The organism is Pseudarthrobacter phenanthrenivorans (genome assembly GCF_000813845.1).
Lineage (GTDB): Bacteria > Actinomycetota > Actinomycetes > Actinomycetales > Micrococcaceae > Arthrobacter > Arthrobacter phenanthrenivorans_B.
This window is the reverse complement of the sequence record NZ_JWTB01000011.1, coordinates 83,868-98,106: the sequence shown is the minus strand read 5'-3', so window position 1 is coordinate 98,106 and position 14,239 is coordinate 83,868. Positions and strand designations below refer to the sequence as shown.

The 14,239-nt window shown below is 66.9% G+C and carries 15 protein-coding genes; 7 read left to right on the top strand and 8 right to left on the bottom strand.

Annotation, left to right across the window (positions count from 1 at the left end):
* Window positions 1–151 precede the first annotated feature (151 nt).
* A complete protein-coding gene (gene ggt, locus RM50_RS06005; protein ID WP_043450904.1) occupies window positions 152–1,984 on the bottom strand; it encodes a gamma-glutamyltransferase in 1,833 nt (610 codons plus the stop codon).
* Between the two features lie 90 nt (window positions 1,985–2,074).
* Here ggt and RM50_RS06000 point away from each other — a divergent pair, with 90 nt between their 5' ends.
* From RM50_RS06000 to RM50_RS05990, 3 genes are all read left to right on the top strand, one after another.
* Window positions 2,075–3,022, top strand: coding sequence for an L-lactate dehydrogenase (locus RM50_RS06000; RefSeq protein WP_043450902.1), 948 nt, complete (start codon window positions 2,075–2,077; stop codon window positions 3,020–3,022).
* Between the two features lie 104 nt (window positions 3,023–3,126).
* Window positions 3,127–4,443 carry an ATP-binding protein gene (locus tag RM50_RS05995; protein WP_043450900.1) on the top strand — a complete coding sequence of 439 codons (1,317 nt, stop codon included), beginning with the start codon at window positions 3,127–3,129 and terminating at the stop codon, window positions 4,441–4,443.
* Between the two features lie 77 nt (window positions 4,444–4,520).
* Window positions 4,521–5,069: a flavodoxin domain-containing protein gene (locus tag RM50_RS05990; RefSeq protein WP_043450929.1), complete on the top strand. Its 549-nt coding sequence runs from the start codon at window positions 4,521–4,523 to the stop codon at window positions 5,067–5,069.
* Here the strand turns inward: RM50_RS05990 and RM50_RS05985 are convergent.
* Together RM50_RS05985 and gluQRS are read right to left on the bottom strand one after the other, a co-directional pair.
* Window positions 5,036–5,659, bottom strand: a complete 624-nt coding sequence (locus tag RM50_RS05985) for an HD domain-containing protein (protein WP_043450899.1) — start codon at window positions 5,657–5,659, stop codon at window positions 5,036–5,038. The two genes, RM50_RS05990 and RM50_RS05985, sit on opposite strands and share 34 nt — an antisense overlap.
* 9 nt (window positions 5,660–5,668) lie before the next feature.
* A complete protein-coding gene (gene gluQRS / locus RM50_RS05980) occupies window positions 5,669–6,568 on the bottom strand; it encodes a tRNA glutamyl-Q(34) synthetase GluQRS (RefSeq protein WP_043450897.1) in 900 nt (299 codons plus the stop codon).
* Between the two features lie 318 nt (window positions 6,569–6,886).
* On the opposite strand from gluQRS, the gene RM50_RS05975 reads away from it, so the two are divergent.
* The 3 genes from RM50_RS05975 to RM50_RS05965 all read left to right on the top strand — a co-directional run bounded on the left by RM50_RS05975 (window position 6,887) and on the right by RM50_RS05965 (window position 9,598).
* A complete protein-coding gene (locus RM50_RS05975) occupies window positions 6,887–7,363 on the top strand; it encodes an Lrp/AsnC family transcriptional regulator (protein WP_043450896.1) in 477 nt (158 codons plus the stop codon).
* Window positions 7,364–7,448: 85 nt separating this feature from the next.
* Complete coding sequence (locus RM50_RS05970; protein WP_043450894.1) at window positions 7,449–8,939, top strand: WXG100 family type VII secretion target; 1,491 nt, start codon at window positions 7,449–7,451, stop codon at window positions 8,937–8,939.
* Complete coding sequence (locus RM50_RS05965; protein ID WP_043450892.1) at window positions 8,936–9,598, top strand: hypothetical protein; 663 nt, start codon at window positions 8,936–8,938, stop codon at window positions 9,596–9,598. The genes RM50_RS05970 and RM50_RS05965 overlap by 4 nt, the downstream gene beginning before the upstream one ends.
* Window positions 9,599–9,614: 16 nt before the next feature.
* On the opposite strand, the gene RM50_RS05960 is transcribed toward RM50_RS05965, so the two are convergent.
* Entirely contained in the window at window positions 9,615–10,070 is a 456-nt protein-coding gene (locus RM50_RS05960; protein WP_082006995.1) for an Lrp/AsnC family transcriptional regulator, read from the bottom strand.
* A 106-nt stretch (window positions 10,071–10,176) separates the two neighbouring features.
* On the opposite strand from RM50_RS05960, the gene RM50_RS05955 reads away from it, so the two are divergent.
* Complete coding sequence (locus RM50_RS05955) at window positions 10,177–10,818, top strand: LysE family translocator (RefSeq protein ID WP_043450888.1); 642 nt, start codon at window positions 10,177–10,179, stop codon at window positions 10,816–10,818.
* A gap of 12 nt (window positions 10,819–10,830) precedes the next feature.
* Here the strand turns inward: RM50_RS05955 and RM50_RS05950 are convergent, their stop codons facing one another.
* From RM50_RS05950 to RM50_RS05935, 4 genes are all read right to left on the bottom strand, one after another.
* Window positions 10,831–11,808, bottom strand: a complete 978-nt coding sequence (locus RM50_RS05950; RefSeq protein ID WP_043450887.1) for a hypothetical protein — start codon at window positions 11,806–11,808, stop codon at window positions 10,831–10,833.
* Between the two features lie 9 nt (window positions 11,809–11,817).
* The gene (locus RM50_RS05945; protein ID WP_052259994.1) at window positions 11,818–12,228 is read right to left on the bottom strand and encodes a nuclear transport factor 2 family protein; all 411 of its coding nucleotides are present in this window, start codon (window positions 12,226–12,228) and stop codon (window positions 11,818–11,820) included.
* A 40-nt stretch (window positions 12,229–12,268) separates the two neighbouring features.
* Window positions 12,269–12,772, bottom strand: a complete 504-nt coding sequence (locus RM50_RS05940; protein WP_043450883.1) for a DUF456 domain-containing protein — start codon at window positions 12,770–12,772, stop codon at window positions 12,269–12,271.
* A 107-nt stretch (window positions 12,773–12,879) separates the two neighbouring features.
* A complete protein-coding gene (locus tag RM50_RS05935) occupies window positions 12,880–14,079 on the bottom strand; it encodes an NAD(P)-dependent malic enzyme (protein ID WP_043450881.1) in 1,200 nt (399 codons plus the stop codon).
* Window positions 14,080–14,239 lie beyond the last annotated feature (160 nt).

The following is a 14,239-nucleotide window of genomic DNA, read 5'->3' as shown; positions in this document are numbered from 1 at the left end:
AACCCGCGACGGCTACACCGGAATGTCCCCGGTGATCGCCAACGCGCCGGCGGAAACCTTCAAGAAGTAACTGCCCTTAACGACGGCGGCACCCACGTTCCGGATTCCCGGAACCTGGGTGCCGCCGTCGGCGTTTAAGTCAGCTGCTGTGCTACTTTGACGGTTTGACCACCATGGCCGATCCGCCGCCGCGCCTGACGGGTTCGGCGGCCGCGAGGGTCCGTCCGCCCTCCAGGAATTCGATGGCGGTGGCCGCCCCGATCTCGGAGGCCGACGTGAAGGAGTCGCCCGATGGAGTCAGGGTGTGGCCGAAGCGCGACGTCAGTGCTGCGCCGTACTTGTCAATGAAGGCAGGCTCAGCAGTGACGCTGGCGGTATTCCGCTGGGAGGCGCGGGGCGCCGCGATGGCGTCCGGCGTGCTCATGCCCAGGTCGATGCGGTTGACCAGGGTCTGCAGCACGGTGGTGATGATGGTGGAGCCGCCGGGGGAACCCAGGGCCAGGAACGGTTCACCGTCCTTCAGGAGGATGGTGGGCGACATGGACGACCGTGGCCGCTTGCCCGGCTCGATCCGGTTTGGATCCGTGGCGCTGTAGACGGTGGAGAAATCGGTGAGCTCGTTGTTGAGCAGGAACCCGCGGCCGGGAACCACCATGCCGGAGCCGCCGGTCTGTTCAATGGTGAGCGTGTACTCCACCACGTTGCCCCACTTGTCCGAGACGGTCATGTTGGTGGTGGAGATGTTCTCCGTGTCCTTCTCATCGGCGAGCGCCGCTGGTTTGACAGGGCAGGCGCCGTCGTAGGATGCGACGTCACCCGGCGGAACCGGCTTGGTTGCCGCGTGCATCGGATCCAGTTCGCAGGCGCGCTCCTTGCCGAAGATGGGATCGGTCAGCGCCTTGGTGGGGACGTCCACGAATGCCGGGTCACCCACATACTTTGCCCGGTCCGCGAAGGCGAGCGCGCTGGCCTCGAGGTAGTGGTGCAGGACGGCGGGCTGGTCCTTTTTCAGCCCGGGAAGATCGAACACGTCCAGGATGTTCAGGGACTCCCCTACCGTGGTGCCGCCGCTGCTGGAGGGTGCCATGCCGTAGACGTCATAGCCGCGGTAGTCCACGTGGGTGGGGTCCTGGTCCACGGCCTTGTAGTTCTCCAGGTCCTTCTCCGTCATGGAACCTTTGGGGACCGGCAGGGTGGTGTCCTTGGACTTGGGCGGGTTCTGCACGGTCTTGGCGATCTCCTTCGCCAGCGGTCCATCGTAGAACGCATCCATGCCCTTGTCCGCGAGGAGCCGGTAAGTGTCAGCAAGGTCGGGGTTCCTGAAGACAGCTCCCACTTCCGGCAGCTTGCCGTCCCGCAGATACAAATCCTTGGTGGAGGTGAAGGCTTCAAACCGGAGTTGGTTGTCCGCCGTCTGCTGTCGGAACGTCTCATCCACGACAAAGCCGTCTTCCGCAACCTCAATGGCCGGTTCCAGCGCATCCCCCAGGCTGAGGGTCCCCCAGCGCTCCAAGGCCCGCTCCCAGGTTGCCGGCGTCCCCGGGACCCCCACCGAGACGCCACTGGTCACCAGGTCTGGAGTGAACTTGTAGGGCTCTTTAGTCTTCGGATCGATAAACGCGTCGCTTTTGATCTTTGCCGGTGCGGTTTCCCGCCCATCAATGGTGCTGACCTTTCCGGACTTCGCGTCGTAGTACACGAAATAGCCGCCGCCGCCAATGCCGGCACTGTACGGTTCGGTGACGCCCAGGGTGGCTGCGGCGGCAACGGCGGCGTCCACAGCATTGCCACCGTGACGGAGGACGTCAATGGCCGCCGCTGAGGCTTCCGGGTCCACGGTGCTGACCGCCCCGCCGTAACCGGTTGCGGTGGGGTTTTTGTCCGTTTGCCGGGGATCGGCGGAAGCGGGGCTGAGCGCCCCGGTGGTCACGCTCATGGCCAGCGCTGCAGTAACAGCTGCGAGCCGGCGTCCAAGATGTGGCATGGTGGCTCCTAAGTGGGGGTTTGAGTGATGTGGGCCACGCTACTCTTCGGGTGCGGGACACTCAACGGCTCCGGAAAGGGAGGGTGCACCATGGCAGGATCCAAGCTCGCAGTAGTGGGCGCGGGGAGCGTCGGGACGTCGTTGGCCTATGCCGCGCTGATCCGCGGCTCCGCCAGCAACATCGCGTTGTATGACGTCAACAGCCCCAAAGCGGAGGCCGAAGCCCTGGACCTCGCCCATGGCAGCCAATTCGCCGCGGCGTCGGCCACCGTCACCGGCGGCGGGGATATCGCCGTCACCGAAGGCGCCGACGTCGTGGTGATCACGGCGGGGGCCAAGCAGAACCCGGGCCAAAGCCGGCTGGACCTTGCCGGGACCAACGTGCGCATCCTGGAACAGCTGATGCCACCCCTGCTTGATCGGGCGCCGGACGCCGTCTATGTCCTGGTGACCAACCCCTGCGACGTCCTGACGGTCGCCGCCCAGCGCATTTCGGGGCTGCCGCCGGAACGCATCTTCTCGTCGGGAACCGTGCTGGACACCTCCCGGCTGCGCTGGCTGCTGGCCCGGCGGGCGGGGGTCTCCGTCACCAGCGTCCACGCCAGCATGGTGGGGGAACATGGGGACACCGAGTTCCCGCTGTGGTCCGGCGCAACGATCGGCCCGGTGCCCATCCGCGACTGGACGGACGGCGGCAGGCAGATCTTCACGTCCGGGTACCTGGATGAGGCTGCCCGGGAGGTGGTCCAGGCCGCGTACAAGGTCATCGCGGGGAAGGGGGCCACGAACTATGCGATTGGCCTGTCCGGCGCCCGCATTGTGGAGGCGCTGCTCCGCGACGACAACGCCGTCCTTCCCGTATCCACCGTCCTGTCCGGGCTCTACGGGATTTCCGGGGTGGCGCTCTCGCTCCCCAGCGTGGTGGGCCGAGGCGGGGTGCACCGCGTCCTGGAAACGCCGATGGACGACGGCGAGCTGGCAGCTTTGCAGCATTCCGCGGACACGCTGCGGACCACCATGGCACAGCTGGGGCTTTGAACCGGCGTCATGCAACGCCGCCGCAACCCTTTCCGGCACCTGGTTCACATATGCTCACCTGAGACATCCACGCTGGCTCAACGCGGAACCAACAGGAGCACCTCATGACCAATTGGCGGATCAGGGATTTCCATTCGGCGGACCTGGACGGGATCCTGCATTTGTGGGAGACCCTGAAGGCGAACAACGTCGAACCCGTTTACGCCCTGTCCGAGGTGCTTGCCTCGTGCGAGAAGGACCACGCCGTGGTGGCGGTGCTGGGCGAACAGGTGGTGGGCGCCGCCGTCGGGCGTGCCGCCCATGACCAGGGCTGGATCGTGTTCCTGGCCACCCTTCCCGAGTACCGCGGCAGGGGCATCGGCACCTCGCTGCTGGCCGCCGTCGAGAACCGCATGGCCCCGCACGGCCTGAACAAGCTGTCGGCCCTGATGCCCGAATCGGAAACCCGGGTGGAGGCGTTCCTGGGCCGGGGCTTCGCACTGAAGAAGAACCTGCGCTACTTCGAGCGCACCATCCCCGTCCAGCGCCAGGAACTCGGCGCCCTGGGCCAGCTGGGCGGCCGCGTCCTGGCCCGCGACCTGTGGGAAAACGTGGCGGGCATGCGCAAGGAGAAGGAACTGCTCGAACGGCGCCTGGTGCTTCCCCTGGCCGAGGCCGACCTGGCCGATGAGTTCGGGGTGGTGCCGCCGCGCGCCGTCGTCCTCTTCGGACCTCCCGGCACCGGCAAGACCACCTTCGCCAAGGCCATCGCCTCCCGGCTGGAATGGCCGTTCGTGGAGGTGTTCCCCTCGCGGCTCGCCGGCGATCCGCAGGGCCTGGCCGGCGCACTGCGCGAAACTTTCCTGGAGATCTCGGAACTGGAACACGCAGTGGTGTTCATCGACGAGGTGGAGGAGATCGCCTCGCAGCGCGCCGGGGATCCGCCGTCGCCCCTGCAGGGGGTCACCAACGAGCTGCTGAAGATCATCCCGGCCTTCCGCGAGCAGCCCGGGCGGCTCTTGGTGTGCGCCACGAACTTCATCCGGGCCCTGGACTCAGCCTTCCTGCGCCATGGCCGCTTCGACTACGTCATCCCCATCGGCCTGCCGGACCGGCAGGCGCGCGAGGCCATGTGGCAGCGCTTCATCCCGGCGGCCGTGGTGGACGGCGTGGACGTGGAGCTCCTGGTGGAGCGCACCGAAGGGTTTTCGCCGGCGGACATCGAATACGCGGCCCGCAGCGCCTCACAACGGGCGCTGGAAAAGGCAGTGTACGACGACGGCGGGCTGGCGTCAGCGGGCCAGGCCTCAGTCCGCGACGCGGTCAGGAAGGGGCCTTCCACCCAGGACTACCTCGACGCCATCGGGGAGACGCGGACCACCGTAAGCCCCGAGGTGCAGGCCGACTTCCTGGAGGACATTGAAGCCCTGGGACGGGTGTAGCCTGCCGGCCTTCCGGCCGGGGCGTGGGGGACCTTTGCCTCTTTGCCCGGCTGCTGCGCACCGCCAAAGTGGTGCCCATGGCAAAGATCCTGATCCCGTACGGAACCTCGGAGGGCCAGACGGCCCGCATCGCCGACTACATCTCCGACGTGCTGCAGGCCCACGGCCACCAGGCCGACACACTGGACCTCAGGCACGCAGACCACGACCTCCCGGACGGCTATGACGCCGTCATTGTGGGCGCCTCGGTCCATGCCGGAAAACACGAAGGCTACGTGGCCGATTTTGTCCGCAGGAACCTGCCCGCCCTGCAGGACCTGCCGGCCGCCCTGTTCTCGGTCAGCCTCTCAGCCCACGGCGACCCGGAGGACGCGGAAAAGTACGTCGCGGAGTTCGAGGACAGCACTGGCTGGCGGCCGGACAAGGTGGCGATGTTCGGCGGTGCACTCCTGTACACGCAGTACGGGTTCCTGAAGCGCATGATGATGAAAAAGATCGTCAGCAGCCAGGGCAGCCCGGATACCGATACCGGACGGGACTACATCTATACGGAATGGGACGGCGTCCGCCGGTTCGCGGAGGAGTTCCTGGTCTACATCAAGTCCGGTCCGGGTCCGGTGTCGTAGCGGAGGTTCTCGTAGTCAGTGTCGTCCGCCTCGTCCAGCTGCGCATCGAATTCCTCCAGTAGCCAGGGATTGACCCGCGCCAGGATCTTCCGGACCTCGTCCACCTCCACGGCGGCATAGAGCACGGGCCGGGCATCCCGGTACTTGGTCACCGGAGGCTTGTCCGGCCACTTCGCCGCCAGCGCCTCGACACGCTCAGGCAGCGAGTTATGCGCGTTGTCGGCGATCTTGACCAAGGCGGCGTCATGGTCCTGGGCGATCTCACGGATGCCGGACTGGTAATCGTCGGGGTTGCTGTGCAACCGGTTGGTGACGCGCTCAATGATGTCCACGGAGCGCTCAGGAACGCCCATTTCCAGCAGGGCCTGCCGTGTCATCGGCGTGTCCTCGGCGATGTCGTGGAGGTAGCCGGCGATACGGATCTCGTCGTCGAAGTCGGCCAGGGCATCTCCGACGGCCAGGACGTGGTCCCGGTAGGGCCGCTTCAGCTTGTCCTTTTGCCGGTTGTGGGCCACCTCGGCGAGGACTTTGGCGGTTTCCACCGTGAATGTTGGCGTCCGGCCCTGGGCCGGAATCTGCTCGTCTGACATCCACCAAGCTTAACCAGCCGGCGGACGCTCCATCCCGGGCCACACCCAGGGTTCGCGGGGCAACTGTGCCGGGTCGAGGGCGTGCAGGGCCTGGTCCAGTGTTCCGGCGGGCAACCCCAGGGACTCCAGCAGCAGGTTCCGCACCTCCCAAGCTGTTACGCCGGCTTGGGCGAGGTCCGCCAGCGTGACCGCCCCGTCGCGCTTGGCCAGCCGCGCGCCGTCGCGGTTCACCACCAGGGGCACATGGACATATTCCGGCACGGGAATATTCAGGAGGGAGGCCAGGTAGGCCTGCCGGGGCGTGGACGGGAGCAGGTCGTCGCCGCGGACCACCTGGTCAACGCCCTGCGCGGCATCATCCACCACAACGGCAAGGTTGTAGGCGGTCACGCCGTCGTTCCTGCGCAGGACGAAATCATCCACGACGCCGGTGAACGTCCCGTGCATGACATCCTCCACCGTGTATTCATGAACGTTGGCGCGCAGCCGGATGGCCGCAGGCCGGGTGGACCGTTTGTAGTCGAGCTCTGCCCGGTCCAGGTTGCGGCAGGTGCCGGGGTAGGCCCCCTGTGGAGCGTGCGGCGCGGACGGCGCCTCCTGGATTTCACGGCGGGTGCAGAAGCATTCGTAGGTCAGCCCCGCCGCTTGAAGCCGGTTGATCGCCTCGGCGTAAACGGGTCCGCGGCTGGTCTGTCGCACCACCTCCCCGTCCCAGGTGATGCCCACCGCCGCCAGGTCACGCAGCTGCACCGCTTCCGCACCGGCGCGGGCGCGGTCCAGGTCCTCCACCCGCAGCAGGAACCGGCGGCCGGTGGAACGGGCGAAAAGCCAGGCGAGGATTGCGGTTCGAAGGTTCCCGACATGGAGTTCACCCGATGGGCTGGGGGCAAAGCGGCCGGCGGAAGTCATGGAACAACCCTAGACGGAAGCACACAAGAGCCCCTCAGCTACCGATGACTTCCGGGAACCGGGCGTCGGTAGCTCAGGGGCTCTTGCCGTGTTTGCAGAATGAGCGTGGTGTGAACAAGCCTCAATCAGCGGCAGCCTCCTTGCGGGAAACGGTGTCCAGGAGCCGGGTGGTGTGCCGGGGAACCTGTAGCCTGCGGGGGACCAGCGGTAGCTTTTGCCCTTGTTGCCACTATTCCAGCAGACACCCTACAGTTGGGACAACCACCAGTACTTCAGTTGGTCAGACTGACCAATCCATGGAGTTCCCAGCGACAGGAAATGATCAGATTGCAGGAACTGGACCCCACCGACCGGCGCATCCTCAGCGCCCTTGACGAGGATCCCCGGGTTCCCATCATGGTGCTCGCGCAACGCCTGGGCCTTGCCCGGGGAACCGTCCAAAGCCGGCTGGAGCGGATGGCGGCATCCGGAGCCCTCCGCCCCAACAGCAGCCGGGTGCTGCCAGCGGCACTGGGCCGCGGCGTGGCCGCCGCCGTGAGCGCTGAACTGGACCAGAGCCACCTCAACGAGGCCATCGCGGCGCTGCGCGACATCCCGGAAGTGCTGGAATGCCATGCCCCTGCCGGGGACACCGACCTGCTGATCCGCGTAGTGGCCAAGAGCCCGGACGATCTGTACCGGGTGTCCGAGGAGATCCGGCTCTGCCCGGGCATTGTCCGCACCTCCACGAGCATGTTCCTTCGCGAGGTCATCCCATACCGGACCACCGGGCTCCTGACAGGCCGGCCGGAATAGCCGGCGGGCAACAGGGAACCTCTCCCCATCGCCGCCCGCAGGCTGCCCGGCTAGGCTGGCACGGAAGAGCCAACAGGGGGACAACATGGCGGGGAACTTTTACGGCGCGGATGTGGCGCAGCTGCGGCAGCTGGCCAAGGAGCTGTCAGCCGGCGCCAACCGGCTTAATGCCCTGGGGCAGCAGCTCGGCAGCAGCATCGGCTCTGGCCTTTGGAAAGGGCGCGACGGCGACAGGTTCCGCAGCGAGTGGACGGCATCGCACGCGAAACTGCTGAGGTCGGCCACTTCAGGGCTTGAATCAGCAGCCAGGACGCTCCTGGCCAATGCGGACGAACAAGAGAAGGCAAGCACCAGCGGTCCGGGCGGCGCCGGTGGGTCCGGGGCCGGCGGGGCTGGCGGGACCGGCGGGGCAAGCGCGCAGGACCTGACGGATATCCTCACCGCCATGACGCCTGCCGAGCGGCGCGCCTACCTGCAGAGCGATGAGTTCCGCCGGTGGGCCCAGGCAAACCCGGAAGCCGCCAAAGCCGCCATGGATGCCGCGGCGGACTCAGGCCTGATCAGCAAGAACTCCAAGGGGTACCAGGACTTCCTCAACGACTACTGGAACGGGCAGGCGATGCTGGCCATGGGCATCGATCCGGCCGACTGGGACACATCAAAGGGCACGGAATACAACTGGCAGACCATCGCAAAGGTCTACGACTTCTACGGCCGCGCCTACCTTGCCAATCCCGACCTGCAGTGGGCGGGCATGGCCAACATGATCGGTCCGTCCTTTGCCGGCGGCTTCCGGGACATGGCCATGCTGCGGGACCTGGCCCGGCAGATCACCGACAACCCCGCCTCTGACATCCCGCTCCCGGTCCTGGACCAGTTGGAACAGCTCGCTGGCATGACGGACGGCGAAATCCGTTTCTATGAGACCAGCATGCTGGACATGAACAAGGAAATCTTCCTGGACCAGGCCCGCCAGCACCAGGCGTACATGGACGGCGGCATCGAGGAAATCAACCGCCTTCGCGACTCCGGCGCCATCGACCATGCCACAGCCAACGCGTGGGCGCAGATCGATTCGGGTGATCCCGGCCAGGTCCGGGAAGGTAACACCACACTCCTCTACCGCGAACAAAACGAAATCATCGCGGACGACTACGACGCCATGCGCAGCCACCCCGGAGGCGAAGCGGTAACGTACATGGTCACGCTCGCCGGCGAACCATCCATCCCGGGAGCCAGGAGCTACCCCGAGGTGTTCCCCTACACCTTCAGCGTGGAAAGTCCTGGCCCGGAAAACATCCCGTTCACCAACTGGGACAACCCCGCCCAGTTCCGCACCGACTTCACCACCGGCTTCCCGGACGGCAACATCGCCGACGCGGACCAGCGCTGGAACCTCATCAGGCAGGACACCCTTCCCGCCTACCAGCACCTGCTGGCCACGGACCCCGACCGTGCTGCGCAGATCATCGGCTCCGATTTCAACGGAAGGGTGGACCAATACCGGCCCACCAACAATATTGCCGGCATCATGGACCGCTTCCTTGACGGCTTTGACGCGGAGGTCCACCAGTGATTGCCACCCACCGCGCCGCCGCACCCGGCCGGCGTGCCGCCGTCGCCAGTGCCCTGATGTCCCTCCTTGTCCTGACCGGCTGCCAGGCCGCCGCGCCGGCTCCGGCCGATCCCACCACCGCCACTTCATCCTCTGCAGGGAGCACCGTGAAAACATCTTCGTTCTCCACCCTTGACGCCGCCGGCGTGGAAAGCATCCGCAACAGCCGGACAGCCCGCCTGGACATGAGTTCGGGGCGCCTCGAGAAGGACGCGGTGCGCGTCACCAAGGACAGCTACGGCCCGGAGATCAACACCCGGGACTTAGGCAAGATCAGCCTCAGCATCCTGGCGCCCAGCGGGGAAATCACGGCGGAAACGGACCGGATCCGTTTCAACACCACGGACTCACGCACGGATTTCAGCGAGGTGACATACTTCCTCACCGCCGGCTCACCCGAGGAGTACTTCGAGCTGATCAGGGACGGCGTGCAGCGGTACGGAATAGCAGCAGATGCGGCCGAGGAATGGATCAGCAGCACCCAGGCGGACCCCGGCTCCAAGAGCGACTTCTCCATCACCCCAGGGACCGGCACCGGGCTGGTGGTGAACTACGATCTCCGCTACGACGGCAGCAAAGACACCCAGGTGATCATCGTCCACGTCCTCCCGGCATCCTGACCCACGGGAAGGTTTCCTAGACTGGCGGCCCGGCGTTGGACTTCAGGTTCTTCATGACGAGTGTTGAGGTCAGCCGCTCCACCCCGGGCAGGGACGTGAGTTCTGTGTCGTAGAAGCGCTGGTAGGCCGGCAGGTCCGCCGCGATGACCTTCAGCAGGTAGTCCGGCGACCCGAACAGCCGCTGGGCCTCCACGATGTTCGGGTTGTCCGCCACCCGGTTCTCGAAGATCTCCATGGTGGGCCGGTCCACCTGCCGGAGCGTGACGAAGACGATCGCCTCAAACCCCAGTCCTACGGCGGCAGGGTCGACGTCCGCCTTGTAGCCCCGGATCACTCCGGACTGTTCGAGGTCCCGCAGCCGCCGATGGCAGGGCGCCACGGTCAGGCCCACCTTCGAGGCGAGGGCGGTGGCGGTCATCCGGCCATCCTCCTGAAGGTGGCGCAAAATATTTCTGTCGATGTTGTCCAGCACGCAATAAACATACTGCCTCTGCTGCGGGGCGCGCGAAAAGGGGACAGCACTTTTGGGGCGATTCTTCCTATGGTTGCTCCTGAGAGACGTTCGACAGGAGAAACCGATGAATCCGCAGCTGTTCCTGGCCTTCCTGGTGGTGGCCGCAGCCTTGGCCTGCACGCCGGGAGTGGACTGGGCGTACACCATCGCGGCCGGACTCCGGCAGCGCAGTTTCGTGCCGGCGGTGGCCGGGCTCTGCGGCGGCTACGTCCTGCACACCGTCCTGCTGGTGGCCGGCCTGGCCGCCGTGCTGGCCGGGATGCCCGGCGTCCTGGGCTGGATAACCCTGGCGGGCGCGGGCTACCTGCTGTGGCTTGGCGTGGGAACCCTGCGGTCCTGGCGCGGCGCAAGCTTCAGCGCGGACGCTTCCGGGGGCGCCGGGACGCAGCTGCGCACCTTCCTCCAGGGAATGGGCACCAGCGGAATCAACCCCAAGGGGCTGCTCTTCTACGTGGCCCTCATACCGCAGTTCGTCAGCTCGGACGCCGCCCTGCCGGTGCCGGTGCAGTCCGGCCTGCTGGGCATGACATTCGTGGCGCTGGCCGGGCTGGTCTACACGGTGGTGGCCATACTGTCCCGCACCCTGCTGCAGAGCAGGCCCGGCGCGGCGCGGGCGGTGACGCTTGCCAGCGGCATCATCATGGTTGCGCTGGGGACTGTGCTGCTCGGCGAGCAACTGCTGCCCTTCCTGTCCGGCCACTCATAGGCAAACAGGGTCCTAGTCCCCGCTGAGTTCCTTCCAGTCCTGCTCCCAGATCCGGCGCATTTCCTCGTCCTTGCGGATGGGGATCGGGGCTTCCAGCTCACGCTGCGGTTCAGGGTCACCGCGCCGGCGTCCCCAGTCGCGCGGATTCAAGGAGCGCCGGCCCGATTCGAGCACGAGCAGCGCCCGGTCCGTCAGCGCATCGTTCCGCAGCGCAAGGTGGGTCTTGCGGCGGCGCAGGACCTCGGCGATCGCCTGGTGGGCCGCGTCCAGCCGGCCTTCCCGCCGCAGGGCACGGGCGCGGACCAGCAGCAGGGCGGCCGAAAGGTCGTCCGCGTTCAGCAGCCCCTCCGTCCAATCGATGACGGTGCGGCTGCGGCCAAGTGTGAGGGCCAGCGAGCAGCGGGCCAGGGCCATGGGGAGCGACGGCGGCAGTCCGGTCAGGGCGTCAAGGGCGGCTTCGGTGCGGCCGGTCTCGCGCAGCGCATGGGACAGGGCCAGGAACACGGACTCCTCGCTGAAGAGCACGGGAATCTCCACGCGCTCGGCCAGTTCCACCCGGGTGACAATCCGGGTGAGGTAGGCCGACGAGTAGCGGTTGGCCTCCTCGTCGTTCCTGGTGCTGAGACCCCGCTGCAGGAGTTCGGACGCGCGCAGGTAGCCGCCGTGCTTGTAGACCAGGAGCCCGCCCATGAGGTAGCAGAGTCCGGCCCACCCGGGATAGGTGCGGGCCAGGGTGATCAGGCGCTCCGGTTCCCGGCTGCTGAAAACCGCTTCGTGGACGGCTTTGGCGGGCCTGGGCACCAGGCGCTTGAGCCGGGGCACCTCGCCGTCGATGGACAGCAGGGCGGGGTTGCGGCCGCCCAGCACACCGGTCAGCAGGCCACCCACTCCCCCGGCAAGATCGTGGACCGGGGTGCGCAGCTGTGCCTGCCCGAAGGGCGTGAGGTCGCGGCTGTCCCAGTAGATCGGTGCGGTGTCCCCGGCGCTCATTCTTAAATGCTAACCGGGAGGAATGTCCTGCTTCCTGGCCATGAACCATTCGGTAAAGGCGGCGGCCCGGCCGGACCCGTCAAACCTGATGACCCACAGGTTGTCATACGTGGGGCGGCCGCCCGAGTAGGCGGTGACGCCCTGGACAAAAGCGGTGTTGCCGTCGCATCCGAGCAGCTCCCAGCTGAATGTCCAGTCGGCTGGCTCGTCGCGTGCGGAGAGCCAGCCTTCGACGATCCCCTCGTCGCCCCGCCAGGGTTCCGGATCGTGGGGACGGGTTTCGTAGACCGCGTCAGGGGTGAACAGGGCGCGGATGTCATCGGCGTCGTTGCTGTTCCAGGCCGCCTGGTACTTTTCCATCCAGGCGTGGACAAGATCCTCTGCCGACGCACGGCCTTTTGCTGAAGCTGGCTGGGTCATACCTAGGTTGTACCCGCGCCGCAGTGCCGGTGCAATGGCGTCACCCGTTGGCGGCCGCTATCCACACGCCGATCACCCAGGTGCTTGCGGCCAGGCAGGCCAGCCCGAATTCGGCGAGCATGCCCACCCCGGTGGCCTTCAGGGCGGCCCAGCTGGACCTCGCCGCCGTCGTAAGATTCCGCGTGCGGAGGAACTCGCTGGCCAGCAGGCCGGCAGCAAAGCCCAGGAAGAGCCCCACCACGGGGATGATGAACATCCCCACGACGCCCGCGGTCAGCGCCACCACGATGCTGCGGCTGGGAATGGCGTGCTGCTTGAGTTTCCTGCCGGTCAGGACGGCACCTGCCGTCATTCCCGCGGCGACGAAAATCATGGCCACCGCAAACACCACCCAGCCCGCCGTCCCGGCACCGCCCCAGATGGCCCATGCCAGCAGACTGACGCCGATCAGGACGCTGCCGGGCAGGACGGGGATGATGGTGCCCGCCACCCCCACCAGGATCGCCAGGCCGCACAGGATGGTCACCACGGTCTCGGAGCTCATGGACCCCAGTCTAGGGGCCGGTGCTTAACGCACGACGGCGGTGCCTCCTTGAGCGCAAGGAGGTACCGCCGTCGTGGTTTCCGGAGGTCAGGTCCCCGGAAAGGGCCTTACTCCGCTTCGACCGCTGCGGCGACCGCCGCGGTGACGGCGGGCGCGACGCGTGGGTCCAGCGGGCTGGGCACGATGTAGTCGGCGGAAAGGTCCTCGGCAGCAAGTTCGGCGATGGCACGGGCCGCCGCCAGCTTCATGGCCGGTGTGATGCGGCGGGCACCGGCGTCGAGGGCGCCCCGGAAGATGCCTGGGAAGGCCAGGACGTTGTTGATCTGGTTCGGGAAGTCGCTGCGGCCGGTGGCGACCACGGCGGCGTACTTCACTGCCACCTCGGGCAGGACTTCGGGGTCCGGGTTGGAGAGGGCGAAGACGATGGCGTCCTGGTTCATGGTGGCCAGGTGTGCCTCGTCCAGCTTGGAGGAGGAGACGCCGATGAACACGTCGGCTCCGGCGAGGGCTTCGGCGGGGCCGCCGGTGATGTCGCGGGGGTTGCTGCGGCCGGCGATGTCCGCCTTCTTGCTTCCGGGGCTGGCGGCCAGGTCCTCCCGGGCGCTGTTGATGACGCCCCGGGAGTCCAGCAGGACCACGTCGGTGATACCGGCTGCGAGGAGGATTTCGGCGACGGCGATTCCTGCCGCGCCGGCGCCGGACACCACTACCTTCAGTCCTTCCAGGCCGCGGCCGGTCACCTTGGCTGCGTTGGTGAGCGCGGCAAGGGCAACGACGGCGGTGCCGTGCTGGTCATCATGCATGACCGGGCAGTCGAGGGCTTCGATCAGCTTTTCCTCAAGCTCGAAGCAGCGCGGCGCCGAGATGTCTTCAAGGTTGACGGCACCGAAGCTGGGGCGCAGGCGGACCAGCGTTTCCACGATCTCATCCACGTCGGTGGTGTTGAGGACCAGCGGGATGGAGTCAAGGTCGCCAAAGGTCTTGAACAGGGCGGACTTGCCCTCCATGACCGGCAGCGAGGCGCTGGCACCGATGTTGCCCAGGCCCAGGACGGCCGTGCCGTCGCTGACAACGACCACCAGGCGCTCGGCCCAGGTCAGCGTGCGGGCGAGTTCGGGCTTGGCGTGGATGGCGCGGCTGACCTCGGCGACACCCGGGGTGTAGGCGATGGACAGGTCCCGCTTGTTGGACAGCGGAACAGTGCTGGTGACGGACAGCTTGCCGCCCTGGTGGGCGCTGAAGATCTCGTCTTCGGTCAGGGCAGTGGCTGCTGAATCGTCGGTGGCGGTGATTGCGTCAATGGACACGTCGTTGTCTCCTGGTGCTGGCCGTGGGCACACGGCACATCTGGAACCGGGGCCCTGCCGGGCCCGGGCGTGGAAGGTAGTGCGACAGGAAACCCAGGGGTGGCGGGTCCGCGGGAACGCCGGGGATGTTTCCGCCCTGCCGCTCCTGTGCCCCCATGGT

Excerpts from the sequence above, each read along its gene's own strand:
- RM50_RS05955 (WP_043450888.1), top strand. The coding sequence starts at position 10,177 with ATGAATCCGCAGCTGTTCCTGGCCTTCCTGGTGGTGGCCGCAGCCTTG.
- RM50_RS05975 (WP_043450896.1), top strand. The coding sequence starts at position 6,887 with ATGATCAGATTGCAGGAACTGGACCCCACCGACCGGCGCATCCTCAGC.
- ggt (WP_043450904.1), bottom strand. The coding sequence starts at position 1,984 with ATGCCACATCTTGGACGCCGGCTCGCAGCTGTTACTGCAGCGCTGGCC.
- RM50_RS05990 (WP_043450929.1), top strand. The coding sequence starts at position 4,521 with ATGGCAAAGATCCTGATCCCGTACGGAACCTCGGAGGGCCAGACGGCC.
- RM50_RS06000 (WP_043450902.1), top strand. The coding sequence starts at position 2,075 with ATGGCAGGATCCAAGCTCGCAGTAGTGGGCGCGGGGAGCGTCGGGACG.
- RM50_RS05985 (WP_043450899.1), bottom strand. The coding sequence starts at position 5,659 with ATGTCAGACGAGCAGATTCCGGCCCAGGGCCGGACGCCAACATTCACG.
- RM50_RS05950 (WP_043450887.1), bottom strand. The coding sequence starts at position 11,808 with ATGAGCGCCGGGGACACCGCACCGATCTACTGGGACAGCCGCGACCTC.
- RM50_RS05940 (WP_043450883.1), bottom strand. The coding sequence starts at position 12,772 with ATGAGCTCCGAGACCGTGGTGACCATCCTGTGCGGCCTGGCGATCCTG.
- gluQRS (WP_043450897.1), bottom strand. The coding sequence starts at position 6,568 with ATGACTTCCGCCGGCCGCTTTGCCCCCAGCCCATCGGGTGAACTCCAT.
- RM50_RS05970 (WP_043450894.1), top strand. The coding sequence starts at position 7,449 with ATGGCGGGGAACTTTTACGGCGCGGATGTGGCGCAGCTGCGGCAGCTG.
- RM50_RS05945 (WP_052259994.1), bottom strand. The coding sequence starts at position 12,228 with ATGACCCAGCCAGCTTCAGCAAAAGGCCGTGCGTCGGCAGAGGATCTT.
- RM50_RS05995 (WP_043450900.1), top strand. The coding sequence starts at position 3,127 with ATGACCAATTGGCGGATCAGGGATTTCCATTCGGCGGACCTGGACGGG.